The organism is Micromonospora cynarisoli (genome assembly GCF_030518815.1).
Taxonomy (GTDB): domain Bacteria; phylum Actinomycetota; class Actinomycetes; order Mycobacteriales; family Micromonosporaceae; genus Micromonospora; species Micromonospora wenchangensis.
Window position 1 is genome coordinate 1,521,432 of sequence record NZ_CP130426.1, and the last position, 14,050, is coordinate 1,535,481.

At 74.1% G+C, this 14,050-nt stretch carries 10 protein-coding genes; 9 read left to right on the forward strand and 1 reads right to left on the reverse strand.

The window, feature by feature from the left end; genetic code table 11:
• Window positions 1-265: 265 nt before the first annotated feature.
• Window positions 266-1,789, reverse strand: a complete 1,524-nt coding sequence (locus Q2K16_RS06450) for an FAD-dependent oxidoreductase (protein WP_302744125.1) — start codon at window positions 1,787-1,789, stop codon at window positions 266-268.
• A 335-nt stretch (window positions 1,790-2,124) separates the two neighbouring features.
• Between Q2K16_RS06450 and Q2K16_RS06455 the strand changes: the two genes are divergently transcribed.
• From Q2K16_RS06455 to rfbH, 9 genes are all read left to right on the forward strand, one after another.
• The gene (locus tag Q2K16_RS06455) at window positions 2,125-2,304 is read left to right on the forward strand and encodes a hypothetical protein (protein ID WP_302744126.1); all 180 of its coding nucleotides are present in this window, start codon (window positions 2,125-2,127) and stop codon (window positions 2,302-2,304) included.
• Window positions 2,305-2,402: 98 nt separating this feature from the next.
• Window positions 2,403-4,403 (forward strand): acyltransferase family protein, encoded by a 2,001-nt coding sequence (locus Q2K16_RS06460; RefSeq protein WP_302744127.1) that lies wholly within the window; start codon window positions 2,403-2,405, stop codon window positions 4,401-4,403.
• 110 nt (window positions 4,404-4,513) lie between these two features.
• A complete protein-coding gene (locus tag Q2K16_RS06465) occupies window positions 4,514-5,440 on the forward strand; it encodes an alpha/beta fold hydrolase (RefSeq protein ID WP_302744128.1) in 927 nt (308 codons plus the stop codon).
• 215 nt (window positions 5,441-5,655) lie between these two features.
• Entirely contained in the window at window positions 5,656-6,597 is a 942-nt protein-coding gene (locus tag Q2K16_RS06470) for an ABC transporter permease (protein WP_302744129.1), read from the forward strand.
• Window positions 6,594-8,510: a dipeptide/oligopeptide/nickel ABC transporter permease/ATP-binding protein gene (locus Q2K16_RS06475; protein ID WP_302744130.1), complete on the forward strand. Its 1,917-nt coding sequence runs from the start codon at window positions 6,594-6,596 to the stop codon at window positions 8,508-8,510. The genes Q2K16_RS06470 and Q2K16_RS06475 overlap by 4 nt, the downstream gene beginning before the upstream one ends.
• Window positions 8,507-9,538: an oligopeptide/dipeptide ABC transporter ATP-binding protein gene (locus Q2K16_RS06480; RefSeq protein WP_302744131.1), complete on the forward strand. Its 1,032-nt coding sequence runs from the start codon at window positions 8,507-8,509 to the stop codon at window positions 9,536-9,538. The genes Q2K16_RS06475 and Q2K16_RS06480 overlap by 4 nt, the downstream gene beginning before the upstream one ends.
• A gap of 62 nt (window positions 9,539-9,600) precedes the next feature.
• A complete protein-coding gene (locus tag Q2K16_RS06485) occupies window positions 9,601-11,172 on the forward strand; it encodes an ABC transporter substrate-binding protein (protein ID WP_302744132.1) in 1,572 nt (523 codons plus the stop codon).
• A 154-nt stretch (window positions 11,173-11,326) separates the two neighbouring features.
• Entirely contained in the window at window positions 11,327-12,505 is a 1,179-nt protein-coding gene (locus Q2K16_RS06490) for a nucleotide disphospho-sugar-binding domain-containing protein (RefSeq protein WP_302744133.1), read from the forward strand.
• A gap of 108 nt (window positions 12,506-12,613) precedes the next feature.
• Entirely contained in the window at window positions 12,614-13,918 is a 1,305-nt protein-coding gene (rfbH, locus tag Q2K16_RS06495) for a lipopolysaccharide biosynthesis protein RfbH (RefSeq protein WP_302744134.1), read from the forward strand.
• Window positions 13,919-14,050 lie beyond the last annotated feature (132 nt).

Genomic DNA, 14,050 nt, shown 5'->3' on the forward strand with positions numbered 1-14,050 from the left:
CGCGCTGACGCTCCCGCCAACGGCACGCCGACCTCGCCGGGCCGGTACGCCGCTGTCGGCGGCGAGATCCGGCAGTCGCCCGGGGCGTCCCCGACACCGCCGACGCCCGGTGCCGTCCCCGGGCTCCGGGCCCGACCGTGTCCACCGGGCTCCGACCCCGTCCGGCCGGGCCGGAAGTCGGCCGGGCCGCGACCTCGTGCCGGTCGGCGCGGTGGGTGTCCCGGCGGGTCACGGTGACGACGGCGTGCCGGGCCGCCCCGGCGGGTCAGGACCCGGAGCGCTGCCCGGCGTCCACCGGGCCCGCCGGCTCGTCTCCCGCCCCGGAGGCCGACGGACGCGCCGACGCCGCGGGGACCGGCGAGGTGGCCGGCATGTCCCGGGCCAGCCGGAGCACCCTGAGCACCAGCGGCAGCCGCCACAGCATGCGCGGCGGGTCGACCAGCCCGGCGACCCGCATGTACGCCCGGGTGACCTCGGGGTCCTTGGTCATCGCGTACTGGAGGCGGACCAGGTAGGCGTTGTGCAGCCGGATCGGCAGCGACTTCGGCCCCACCCCGGGGAAGTCCAGGTCGGTACGGGTGGACAGCTGCCACGGGTGGCGCATCAGGCGGGCCACGTCCCGCAGGTAGGAACGGCCGTCGGCGGCCGGCTGCCGGTCGAGGAACCGGCGCAGCGCGGTCACCTGCATCGCCGCGGCGGTCATCCCCTGCCCGTAGACCGGGTTGAAGCTGCACACCGCGTCGCCGAGCACGGCCAGCCCGGCCGGGAACCGGGACAGCCGCTCGTAGTGCCGCCAGACGCTGGCCGGGAAGGTGAACGACACCGCCTCGCCGGTCGGGTCCGCGTCGCGTACCGCCTGGTGGATGTCGGCCACCGGCAGGGTCCGGACGTAGTCCTCGAAGCCCTCCGGGTCGGTCGGCGGGTGGTCGCCGAGGATGCCTGTCAGCGAGAGCCGGAAGTCGCCGGTGGCGGTCTGTCCGAAGAACGCCCCCCGGGGGTGCTCGGGCGAGGCCACCGGGTTGATCGCGACCGGCCCGTCGAAGGTGCCGGGCCGTCGCCGGTAGGTGCGGGTGGTGTACGCCAGCCCGATCGTCATCCGTTCCTCGACAGGCCGTTCGTAGCCCAGCTCGGCCAGCCAGACGGGCAGCCGGGACCCCCGGCCGGTGGCGTCGACCACCAGGTCGGCGTCGAGCCGTTCCTCGGGGCTGCCCGGCGTGCGCTCCTGGACACGGACGCCGGTGACCCGCCCCCGGTCCCCGCTGGCCACCAGCCCCAGCACGTCGGTGTGCTGGCGGTAGGTCACGTTGGGCAGCCCGGCCACCCGGGACCGCAGGTAGTTCTCCAGCACCGGCCGGTTGCCGGCGACGGAGAGCAGCCCGGTCTCGGTACGGGCGATCGGGCGGGCGTTGAAGTACCAGCGCATCAGTCCGAAGTCGCGGACCGGCAGGCCCAGTTCCTTGGCGTCGTCGAGCAGGCCGGGGAAGAGGTCGGACAGGATCAGGTAGCCCCGGGCGTGCAGCCCGTGCGCGTGCACGGCGTGCGACGCGCCCTTGCGCATCCCGGTGACCCCGAGCACCTCGTCGCGGTCCACGACGACGACCTCGCGGTACCAGTCGGACAGCACCCGGGCGGCCAGCGTGCCGGCGATGCTGCCGCCGGCCACCACTGCCCGGTCGCCCAGGATGCGTGGCGTGACCGGGGCCTGCGGCCGGCCGCCGAAGGCGGCGCGTACCCGGTCGGTCACCCCACCGCTTCGCGCGGTCCTGCTCGCTGCGACGTGGTCGCCCATCTGCGGTGCCTCCCTGAACTCGGTCGGCGGCCACGCGGGGCGGGGACGGGAAGCGCCCCGCCGCGCACACCGCCGGGCGTGCGGCTCGCCAGGTGTGCTGCCCATGGAAGCAGAACCGCGGGGACGGCACGTCCTCGAACGTGCCCAATGCGGACGGTCGTACCGGGCGGCCGGCGTGGGCCGGCCGGGGCGCTGAGCACGCTCGGAGATGACCCCCCACCTCGCCGGTTCCATCCTCGAACCGGGTACGACGGGTGCCGCCACGGTCGCGGCCCCGACGGTGTGGACGCCGGTGCCCGGCGCCGCACGGACGGCCGAGACGAGGAGGCGGACACGTGCCGCAGGTGACCGAGAACGAGGACGGGACCACGACCTACAGCATCAACTCCGCCGAGCTGCGCCGGCTGCGGGACCTGGTCGTCGACCGGGTGCCCGAGTTGAAGCGGGCGCTGGAGCTGGCGGAGAGCCCGGAGGTGCGCACGACGCTGCGCTTCGTGCGGTCCGTCCTGCGCTGACCACCGGCCCGCTGGACAGGGCGACACCATCCCGCGTGCCGTGGGTCCCGGCCGACTCCCGGTCGACGCACCGCCGGCCGGACCGAAAGGACGAGTACGTGAGCGTGACGACCAGGGACAGCGGCGGGGCCACCGCCGCCACGGGCCGCACGGGCGGTGACCGGGACCCGGCGATCTTCGGCATCCGCGGGTTGGCGGCGTTGGCGCTGCTGACCGTGCACGTGGCGATGTTCTCCGGGCTGCTGGGCACCAAGGCGCTGGGTACGCCCCGACCGCCGAGCAACTTCCTCGGCGCGTTCTTCGTCAGCGGGCTGCCCTCGTTCATCGGGGTGTTCTTCGTCCTGCCCGCGCTCTACCTCTACCTGCCGCTGGCCCGGGCGATCATCGCCGGCCGGCCGCGCCCACCGCAGGGCGCGACCATGGTCCGTCGGCTGATGCGGCTGCTGCCGGCGTACTACCTGATGTACCTGGTGGTGCTGGTGGCGTTGAACCGGGACGCCATCGACGGCCCCTGGTACGTGCTGCGTCCGCTGCTGCTGTTGCAGATCTACTCGCCGAGCCCGTTCGCGCCGCACTTCATCAACGGGATGGAGGTCAGCTGGACGGTGCCGAGCATGGTCCAGTGGTACCTGGCGCTGCCGCTGATCGCCTGGGCGAGTCACCGCTTCGCCGCCCGGGGCGCGACCCCGGTGGCGCGGGCCCGCCGGCTGCTGCTGCCGGTGCCGGTGCTGATCGCCATCGGTGTCGGCTGGCTGTTCTTCGTCAAGGGCAACGGCTGGGACAACCGGATGGTGTTCTGGTGGCCGCAGGGGTTCGCGCCGACCATCGGCATCGGTCTGGGGCTGGCCGTGCTGCTGGCGTTGTCGCAGGTGTCGCCCGGGGACACCCCCCGGCTGCTGCGGTTCGCCGCGCTGCGCCCGGGGCTGTTCTGGATCGCCGCGGTCGCGGTCTACCTGGTCAACTGCGCCCGCCCGTTCAGCGTGATCGGGATGGACGCGATCTACTCGACCAGCGGGCTGTTCATGACGTACCTGATGGTGGCCCTGTTCGGGTTGTTCGCCTCGCTGCCGCTGGTGTCCCCGGGTGCGGCCCGGACCCGGGTGGTGGACGCGGTGCTGACCGCCCGCCCGGTGGTCCACCTGGGACGAGTCTCCTACGGCGTCTACCTGTGGCACTTCGCGGTGATGCACTTCTACCTCCAGCCGGGGGCGGTGCTCAGCGGCGCCGTCCGCCCGATCCGCGAGTTGTACGGCACCGCCGGGTTCTGGGAGCTGGAGACGGTGACGTTGCTCGGCGCGGTGGTGCTGGCCACGCTCAGCCACCGGCTGGTGGAGCAGCCGCTCGCCGCCCGGGTGGACGCCCTGCTGGCCCGGCGACGACGGCCGACGCCGCGACCCCCGGCGCTGCTGCGGGCCCCGCTGCTGGCCACCGCCACCGTCGAGGTGTTGTCCCCGCCGCAGGCCGGGGCGGCGGTGGCGGCGGCGCTCACCGACCGGGACGCCATCCAGGCCAACCTGGTCGACCTGGAACGGCACCTGGACCGGCACCTGCTGGCCGCCGCCGAGCTGACCGGGGAGTCGGCCCGCCGGTGGGCGGCGGCCCGGACGGACCTGGCCCAGTTGTGGACGGTCTACCACGCCTACTCGGCGGTGGTCGACGAGGCGGTCCGGCCGTTCGCCGGTCCCGGGCAGCCGTCGGCGGCGGAGCTGGCCCGGGTGAGCGCGCTGCTCGACCAGGCGTCCGTGGTGGTCACCGGCCCGCCGCCGCCGCTGTCCCGGCGGCGGATCACCGACGACGGCCGGGTGGAGTTGACCGTCGCGGCGGCGGTGGCCCGGATGGACGAGCTGTTCCGGGGGGTCGCCGAGGTGGTGACGGCGGCGGAGACGGTGTGGGAGACCGCCGGGGCGCGGCTGGACCGGATCGAGGCGGCGCTGGCCCGGCGGGCCGCCGACGGTACGGTCCCGCAGCCGCAGGCGCAGCGGGTCGAGCGGTTGCGGGCGGCGGTGCGGACGGACCCGTTGGCCCGGTGGCGGGACGGCGCGGTGGTCACCGACGACCTCGACGGCCTGCTCGGCTCGCTGGAACACCTCGGGGTATAGCCGGCGTTTTACGCGGTTTGCTCGAACGGTGGGGCGGATAATCTCCCGCATGGTGGCCGGCGGTGGTCGCGGAGTTCCCGCGCGTGGTCCGAGGGCATGAGGAGACCGTCTTGAGCACATATCGGACCGTTGGCGACGAGGGGCTGATGGCGGGGACGGAGCGACACGTCCCCGCCAACGGCGTACAGCTCTGCGTCGACACCTTCGGCGCACCGGAGCACCCCGCCGTGCTGCTGGTCAGCGGGGCGTCCAACTCGATGGACTGGTGGGCCGACGGGCTGTGCCGACGCCTCGCCGACGGCGGCCGGTACGTGGTGCGCTACGACCACCGGGACACCGGGCGGTCCACCGGCTGGCCCGCGGGCTCCCCCGACTACCACTTCGACGACCTGGTCGCCGACGCCGCCGCCCTGATCGACCGGCTCGGCCTCGGGGCCACCCACGTCTGGGGCATCTCGATGGGCGGCGCGATCGCCCAGCGGCTCGCCGTGGAGCACCCGGAACGGGTCGCCTCGCTGACGTTGAGTTCGACCAGCCCCGCCCTGCGGATCGGCAAGCGCCCCTATCCCGACCTGCCGCCGATGTCGCGGGAGCTGATGGCGAGCTTCGGGGAGTCCCGCCCCGACCCGGACTGGGACGACCCGGACTCCATCGTGGAGCACATCGCCGCCGGCCAGCGGCCGTTGACGGGGAGCGTCCCGCTGGCCGGGGTGGAGCTGCGGGAACTCGTGGCGCGGGCGGTGGCGCGCACCGTCGACATCCGGGCCAGCCTGGCCAACCACTGGTCGATCGACGGCGGGGCGGAGTACCGCGACGCGCTGCCCGGGATCACCGTACCGGCCTTGGTGGTGCACGGCACCGAGGACCCGCTCTTCCCGTACGGGCACGGGGAGGCGTTGGCCGCCGAACTGCCCGTCGCCCGGCTGTTGCCGCTGCCCGGGGTGGGCCACCAGATGCCGCCCCGCGCCACGTGGGACATGCTCGTGGTGGAAGTTCTATCGCACACCGGTGGCGGCGCCGGGAAACCCACCGGGTGAGCACGTCTGCGGAAGACAACGGTACCTCCGCTCTGCCAGCGTGGACACGGCCCCTGACGCGCCGCTGATCACGGACGTCGGTGGGTCGCCCCTGACCACCGACAGCTGGAGCGTGACGCCATCAGACTCGACGACGCCGGCGACCCGGCCGGCCGTACGACCACAGGGGGGATCGGCGTCCGTCGCGGCGTCGGTGCGGACGGCCACCGGTGGCCATGGTCCGGCTAGTCCTGCGCCGCCTGGCCTGGACCGGGCCACTGCTGTTCGTCGTGTCGGTCCTGTGCTTCCTGCTGATCTCGCTGGTGCCCGGTGACCCGGCCCGCACGGTGCTCGGCCCGCTGGCCCCGCCCGAGCAGGTCGAGGCCCTGCACCGGCAGATGGGGCTGGACCGTCCGCTGACCGTGCAGTACCTCAGCTGGCTGGCCGACGCCGTGCACGGCGACCTCGGCCGGTCGGTGAGCACCGGCACGGCGGTCGGCCCGCTGATCGCCAGCCGGTTGGCCCCGACGCTGTCGCTCATCCTGCTGGCCACGCTGACCGTCGGCGTGGTCGGCACCGCCCTCGGCGTGCTCAGCGCCGTCCGGGGTGGACCGCTCGGGCGGCTGGTCGACGTGGCCTCGGTGGTGGGTCTCGCCGTACCCGGATTCTGGCTGGCCCTGGTGCTGATCACCTGGTTGGCGGTGCGGTGGCGGCTCTTCCCGGCCACCGGCTACGTCCCGTTCGGGGAGTCCCCGGCGCAGTGGCTGCGGTCGCTGGCGTTGCCGGTGGCCGCGACGTCGCTGGCGGCGGTCACCGCCGTGGCCAAACAGACCCGCGACTCCATGCTGGACGTGCTGAGCCGCGACTTCGTCCGGGTGATGCAGGCCAACGGGCTGTCCACCCGGTCGATCGTCTACCGGCACGCGTTGCGCACCGCGGCGGTGCCGGTGGTCGCGCTGCTCGGGGTGATCTCCGCCAGCCTGCTCGGCGCGACCGTGCTGATCGAGAACATCTTCGGCCTGCCCGGCCTGGGCTCCGGGGCCGCGCTCGCCGCCGCCCAGCACGACATTCCGGTGCTCCAGGCGGCGGTGGTCTGCTACACCCTGGTCGTCGTGGTGATCGGCCTGCTCGCCGACCTGGCCCAGGCGTGGCTGGACCCCCGGGTGGGGGCCCGGTGAGCCGGCCGGCGGCGCGGTTGCTGCGTCGGCCGCTGGTGCTGCTCGCCGTGCTGTGGCTGCTGCTGGTGCTGGCGTGCGCCCTGCACCCCGAGCTGGTCACCGGCCGGGACCCGGTCGACCAGGACCTGCCGGCCGCCCTGACCGGACCGTCGGCCGCGCACCCGCTGGGCACCGACCGGCTCGGTCAGGACCTGCTCAGCCGGCTCGCGTACGGCGCGGCCGGCACCCTGTGGGGGGTGCTGGTGGCGGTGCTGACGGCCACCGTGGTCGGGGTGGGTCTGGGCCTGCTCGGCGGCTACCTCGGCGGGCTGGTCGACGCGCTGGTCGGCCGGCTGGCCGACCTGCTGTTCTCGTTGCCGGCCATCGTGATCCTGCTGGTGGTGGTGGCCGTCTTCCCGGGCGACGTCACGATCGCCATGCTGACCTTCGGGCTGCTGCTCTCCTCCGGGCTGATCCGGGTGGTCCGCGCCGCCACCCGGTCCACCCGGGAGGAGCTGTTCATCGCGGCGGCCCGGCTGGCCGGGCTCTCCACGCCGCAGATCCTGCGCCGGCACGTGCTGCCCCGGCTACGCGGACTGGTCATCGTGCAGGCGTCCCTGGTCGCGGCCGTCGCCCTGGTGATGCAGGCGAGCCTGGCGTTCCTCGGGTTCGGGCCGCCACCGCCGGAGCCGAGCTGGGGCGGCATGATCGACGAGGCGCGGATGGTCATCGTCCGGCACCCGTGGGCCCTGGTCCCGCCGGGGTTGGCGGTCGCGTTGACCGTGCTCTCCCTCGTGCTGCTCGGCGACGCCGCCCGCGACGGCACGACCGCCGCCTGGTCGACGACGAAACTGGCCCGTCGACGGCGCTCCGGTCGGGCCGGCCGCCACCGGACCGCCTCCGCGCCGGCCGCGTCCACGGCCATCCCGGCGCGCCCCGCCCCCGACGCCCTGCTGTCGGTGCGCGGGTTGTCGGTCCGGCTCCCGGGCCGTCCCGGCGGGGCCACCCCGGACGCCACCACCGTGGTCAGTGACGTCGACCTCGACATCGCCCCCGGGGAGATCGTCGGACTGGTCGGCGAGTCGGGCTGCGGCAAGACGGTCACCGCGCTGAGCATCCTCGGGCTGCCGCCGGGCGACGGCAGGGTCACCGGCAGCTGCCACTTCGCCGGCCTCGACCTGGTGCGGGCCACCGACCGGCAGTGGCGCACCGTCCGGGGCCGACGGATCGGGTACGTCGCCCAGGACCCGATGGTCAGCCTGGACCCGACCCTGCGCGTCGGTACCCAGCTCGGCGAGGCGGTCCGGCGGCACACCGGCGTGGGCCGACCGGCGGCCCGCGCCCGGGTGGTGGCGTTGCTGCGCGACGTCGGCCTGCCTGATCCGGATAGCACCGCGCGTCGGTATCCGCACCAGTTGTCAGGGGGAATGGCCCAGCGGGTGGCGATCGCCTTCGCCCTGGCCGGCGACCCGGACCTGCTGATCGCCGACGAGCCGACCACCGCGCTGGACGTCACCCGGCAGGCCGAGATCCTGGCCCTGCTGGCTCGGACCAGCCGGGAACGTCGGCTCGCCGTGCTGCTGGTGACCCACGACCTGGGGGTGGTGGCGGCGCTCTGCGACCGGGCGGTGGTGATGTACGCCGGTCAGGTCGTCGAGTCCTGCCCGGTGACCGAGCTGTTCGACCGCCCCCGGCACCCGTACACCCGGGGGCTGCTGGCAGCCGATCCGCACCGGGTGTCCGGGGCGGGCCGGCTGCCCACCATCGCCGGCACGGTGCCGGCACCCGGGGACTGGCCGACGGGGTGCCGGTTCGCGCCGCGCTGCCCGCTGGCCGTCGAGCCCTGCCGGCGGGCCCCGGTGCCGCTGGACCGGACCGGCCCGGCACACGCCGTGCGCTGCGTACGGCCGAACGAGAGCCGGGTGGCGGCATGACCGGGCGGCTGTTGCTGGCGGTGGACGACCTGGTGGTCGACCTCGGACGCCGACGGTCGGCGACCCGGGTGGTGGACGGGGTGAGCCTGACCGTGGCCGCCGGTGAGACGGTCGGCCTAGTCGGCGAGTCCGGCTCGGGCAAGTCGACGATCGCCCGCGCGATCCTGGGCCTGACCCCGGTGACCGACGGCCGGATCGGCCTCGACGGGGTGGACGTCACGCACGCCGGCCGGCGGCAGCGGCGGGCACTCAGCGGCGACGTGCAACTGGTGTTCCAGGATCCGTACAGCTCGCTGAACCCGGCCCGCCGGATCGGCGACTGCCTGGTCGAGCCGCTGCTCAACCGGCGGGGTCTGGACGCGGCCCGGCGGCGGGCGCTGGTCGTCGAGGCGCTGCGCCGGGTGGGCCTGCCGGCGGAGGCGGCGCACCGCTACCCCGGCCAGTTCTCCGGCGGGCAGCGGCAGCGCATCGCCCTGGCGCGGGCGCTGGTCGGCACCCCCCGCCTGCTGGTCACCGACGAGCCGGTGTCCGCGTTGGACCTGTCCGTCCGGGCGCAGATCATCAACCTGCTCGCCGACCTCCAGGCCGACCTCGGGTTCGGGCACCTGTTCATCGCCCACGACCTGGCGGTGGTGCGGCACCTGTCGCACCGGATCGTGGTGCTCTACCGGGGGCAGGTGGTCGAGTCCGGTCCCGCCGAGGCGGTGTACCGGCGGCCCGTGCACCCGTACACCCGGGCCCTGCTGGCCGCCGCGCCGGTGCCGGACCCCGGCCCGGCCCGCGCCGCGCTCGCCGCCGTCGGCCGGCAGCAGCCGGACGGCCCGACGCCCGGCTCCGGGGCGGGCGGGGACGGCGGCTGCCGGTTCGCGGCCCGCTGCCCGTACCGGATCGACGCCTGCACCCGGCAGCGCCCGCCGCTGGTGCCGACGGCCACCGGCGCGCTGAGCACCTGCCTGCGGCACGCCGACCTGGGGTCGGCGGCCCGCGCCGCACCGGCGACCCCGGCGGGCGCCTCGCCGCCGCCCTGACCTCACCCGCACCGTCCGCACCTGCAACCCCTCGACACCGGCATCGCCGGGAAAGGATGGCCATGTTCGCGCATCGTCCGCGCCGGAGCGTCCACCAGGTACGGCTCCTGGTCGCCGCCGCGCTGCTCACGGTCGGCTCGCTGACCGCCTGTTCCGGCACCGCCGAGGAGGGGGGCGGCGGCGACGACGCCGTCCTGACCATGGCGGTGGCGGCCCCGCCGACGCTCGACCCGTACAAGGCCAACATCGACCTGAACAACATTCCGACGGTGGCGCTGGCGTACGCCCCGTTGATCCGGATGAACGCCGACCGGACGTTCACCGGCGAGCTGGCCGAGTCGTTCGGCTACGTCGACCGGCAGAACAAGGTCTTCCAGCTCAAGCTGCGGCCGGGGCTGACCTTCGCCGACGGCACCCCGCTGGACGCCCCGGCGGTCGTCAAGTCGCTGGAGTACATGCGGACGGTCAGCCCGAAGGCGAAGACCTGGGCGGCCACCATCGCCAGCATCACCGCGCCCGACGCGGCCACGGTGGTGGTCACCAACAGCAGCCCGAACCCGGTGATGCGGCAGCTGTTCAGCCAGGCGATCCTGTCCGGCTCGGTGGTCTCCCCCGCCGGGCTGACCGAGCCGGGCCAGCTCGCCCAGCGCACCTTCGGGGCCGGCCCCTACCAGCTCGACCCGGCCGGCACCGTGGCCGGTGACCACTACACCTACCTGCCCAACCCCCGATACTGGAACAGGGAGGGGCAGCACTGGAAGAAGGTCGTGGTGCGGGTACTGCCGGACGCGAACGCCACCGTGCAGGCCATCCAGGCGGGCCAGATCGACTACGCCGCGCTCAACGCCGACGCCGGGCCGGCGGTCGCCGCGGCCGGGCTCAAGCACATCACGGCCAGCGTGGCGGTGCTCGGCATGGTGCTCGCCGACCGCGACGGCACGGTCGCCGCGCCACTGCGCGACGTGCGGGTCCGCCAGGCGTTGAACCACGCCATCGACCGGGCCACGATCGCCAAGACGATCTTCGGCGAGTTCGCCCACCCGACCAGCCAGATCGCCGCCCCCGGCTTCGACGGCTACCAGGCGGCCCTGGACGACCGCTACCCGTACGACCCGGACCGGGCGAAGGCGCTGCTCACCGAGGCCGGTTACCCGAACGGCTTCACCGTCAAGGCCGAGGCGCACACCCCCGGCATCGCCGCCGTGGCGCAGGTGGTGGCCGGGCAGTGGAAGAAGATCGGGGTGACCGTGGAGCTGACCACCGACACCCAGGTGCCGCAGTGGCTGGAGCACGTGATGTCCCGCAAGTTCCCGGTCACCGCGTTCGGCTACGGCAACCTGCCGACGTACCTGTCCTCGCTGGACTTCATGCGGCCGGTGGCCAACCCGTTCAACCCGTACGCCACGGACGACACGCAACTGCGCCAGGCGCTGGACCGGGCGATCGCCGAGCCGGACCCGGCCACCCAGGCGGGGCTGTTCCAGCAGGCGGTGGCCCGGCTGACCGACCTGGCCTGGTTCGCGCCCGTGGTCCGGATGGACGGCATCGCCGTGACCGGCTCCCGGGTCGCCCCGCTCGAGGCGGCGGCGGACAACGGCCTGCCGAGCGTGGTGACGGTCCGCCCCGCCACCTGACGGGCGGGACGGCCAGACGGCACGCACGGAGGTGTCTGCCTCCCTCGCCTCTGCCACGATCTATTGGTAATAGGCAGTACCGCTATTGGTAACAGTCAGTGCCGGTATCCGTCGCCGCGCAGTCCGGCGGCGCCCATAGCCGTCGGAGCCGCAGATGCGCGTGCTGATCACCAGCGCACCGATGCACGGTCATCTCTTCCCGCTCGTGCCGCTCGCCTGGGCGTTGCGGGCGGCGGGGCACGAGGTGCTGGTCGCGTGCACCGAGCATTTCGTGCCGACCGTGACCCAGGCGGGTCTGCCGGCGGTCTCCAGCGGGCCGGGGATGGACATCCGTGACCTGATGCGGCCCGACGCGCCGCACGGCATCGAGGACGACCCCTACGGACACGGCGAGGTCTTCGCGACAATGGCGTCGCGGAACCTCGCCGGCACCCTGGCCACCGTCCGCTCCTGGCGACCGGACCTGGTGCTCGCCGAGCGCTCCGAGTACGCCGGCCCGGTGGCCGCCCGCGCCGAGGGCGTCCCGTACGTCGAACTGCACTGGGGGGTCGCGGAGCTGGTCGAGTACCGGGCCGCCGCCGAGACGGTGCTCCGGGGCGACCTGCACCGGCTCGGGTTGACCCGGCTGCCCCGGGCCGACCTGGTGCTCGATCCGTGGCCGCCGAGCCTGCGGCTGCCGCACGCGCGGGCGCACCTCGGGCTGCGGCCGGTGCCGTACAACGGTGCCGCCCGGGTGCCGGAGTGGCTGCTCGACCCGTCGTCGCGGCCCCGGATCGGGCTCACGATGGGGACCGTCCTGCCGCACCTGACCGGCGGTGGGATGGGTGGCCTGCTCACCGGGCTGGTCGAGGAGCTGGCCACCCTCGACGCCGAGTTGGTCCTCGCGATCGACGACGAGGCCGCCCGGGAGTTGCCGCCGCTGCCGTCGGCGGTCCGCCACGCCGGCCGGATTCCGCTGTCGGAGCTGGTGGCGACCTGCCGGTTGCTGATCCACCACGGCGGGCAGGGTTCCGCCCTGACCGCGCTGGCCGCGGGCTGCCCGCAGATCGTGCTGCCCAAGTTCGACGACGCGTTGGAGAACGCGGAGGCGATCGCCGCCGCCGGCGTGGGGCTCGCCCTCCGGCTGGACGCGGCGACCCCGCGCGGGGTGGCCGACGCGGCCGGCCTGGTCCTGGGCCAGCCCCGGTTCGCGGTCGCGGCCGGGACGGTGGCGCAGGAGGTCGCGGCGCAGCCGTCTCCCGCCGAGACCGTTCGGGCGTTGGAGCGGCTGGTCCGGCGGGACACCGCCGACGCCACCCCGGTCGGCGGGTCGGCCGCCCGGTGGCGGCGGTGAGGACCCCCCGCCATCACGGGTCCCCGGCGGTCGCGGGCCCGGACCGCACCCGGTCCGGCCCGGCCACCGGCACGCACACCTGTCGCGATCATGAGGAGGAATCGGGGCATGAGTGACCGTAGAGCGCTGCTGCTCGACGAGGTCCGCAAGTTCCACCAGGACGTGCAGCCCAACCAGCCCTTCATCCCGGGGGTGACCGAGATCTGGCCCTCCGGGGCGCTGCTCGACGCCGAGGACCGGGTGGCGCTGGTGGAGGCCGCGCTGGACATGCGGATCGCGGCCGGCCCGCTGGCCCGCAAGTTCGAGTCGGAGTTCGCCCGCAAGCTGCGCCGCCGCAAGGCCCACCTGACCAACTCCGGCTCGTCGGCGAACCTGCTGGCGGTCAGCGCGCTCACCTCGGACCTGCTGGAGGACCGGCAGTTGCGCCCCGGCGACGAGGTGGTCACGGTGGCGGCCGGGTTCCCCACCACGGTCAACCCGATCCTGCAGAACGGGCTGGTGCCGGTCTTCGTCGACATCGACCTGGGCACCTACAACACCTCGGTGGATCGGGTCGCCGCGGCGATCGGCCCGAAGACCCGGGCCATCATCCTGGCCCACACGCTGGGCAACCCGTACCCGGCGCGGGAGATGGCCGAGCTGGCCGACGCGCACGACCTGTTCTTCGTGGAGGACAACTGCGACGCGGTGGGCTCCACGTACGACGGTGAGCTGACCGGCACGTTCGGCGACCTGTCCACGGTCAGCTTCTATCCCGCCCACCACCTGACCATGGGTGAGGGGGGCTGTGTGCTCACCTCGAACCTGGCGCTGGCCCGGATCGTGGAGTCGCTGCGCGACTGGGGTCGGGACTGCTGGTGCCCGCCGGGTGAGTCGAACACCTGCCTGAAGCGGTTCAAGTACCAGCTCGGCACGCTCCCCCAAGGCTACGACCACAAGTACATCTACTCGCACGTCGGCTACAACCTGAAGGCCACCGACCTGCAGGCCGCGCTGGGGCTGACCCAGCTGGCCAAGCTGGACGAGTTCACCGCGCTGCGTCGGCGCAACTGGCGTCGGTTGCGCGAACGGCTCGACGGGGTGCCGCACCTGCTGCTGCCCGAGGCCACCCCGAACAGCGAGCCGAGCTGGTTCGGATTCGTCGTCACCGTCGACCCGGACGCGCCGTTCAGCCGTTCGGAGCTGGTGGCGTTCCTGGAGGACCGACGGATCGGCACCCGGCAGCTGTTCGCCGGCAACCTGACCCGGCATCCGGCGTACCTGAACCAGCGCTACCGGGTGGTCGGCGATCTCACCAACAGCGACGTCGTCACCGAGCAGACGCTCTGGGTCGGCGTCTATCCGGCGCTCACCGATGAGATGATCGACTATGTCGGAACGTCGATCTTGGAGTTCGTCGCCGAGCGGGGGTGAGAGGCGGAGAAAACACCCGACGACGAGAAGGCGAATTCCCTTTCGTCGGCCCCTCCGGCCGTCCGACCCGATGCCACCACACCCACCGGAGAAAACGACGCGACACCCGGCCGCCGCGCCGCCCTACCCGCA

Bases quoted from the DNA above. Each gene is read 5' to 3' on its own strand.
- Q2K16_RS06480 (WP_302744131.1), top strand. From the start codon at position 8,507: ATGACCGGGCGGCTGTTGCTGGCGGTGGACGACCTGGTGGTCGACCTC.
- rfbH (WP_302744134.1), top strand. From the start codon at position 12,614: ATGAGTGACCGTAGAGCGCTGCTGCTCGACGAGGTCCGCAAGTTCCAC.
- Q2K16_RS06450 (WP_302744125.1), bottom strand. From the start codon at position 1,789: ATGGGCGACCACGTCGCAGCGAGCAGGACCGCGCGAAGCGGTGGGGTG.
- Q2K16_RS06470 (WP_302744129.1), top strand. From the start codon at position 5,656: ATGGTCCGGCTAGTCCTGCGCCGCCTGGCCTGGACCGGGCCACTGCTG.
- Q2K16_RS06490 (WP_302744133.1), top strand. From the start codon at position 11,327: ATGCGCGTGCTGATCACCAGCGCACCGATGCACGGTCATCTCTTCCCG.
- Q2K16_RS06485 (WP_302744132.1), top strand. From the start codon at position 9,601: ATGTTCGCGCATCGTCCGCGCCGGAGCGTCCACCAGGTACGGCTCCTG.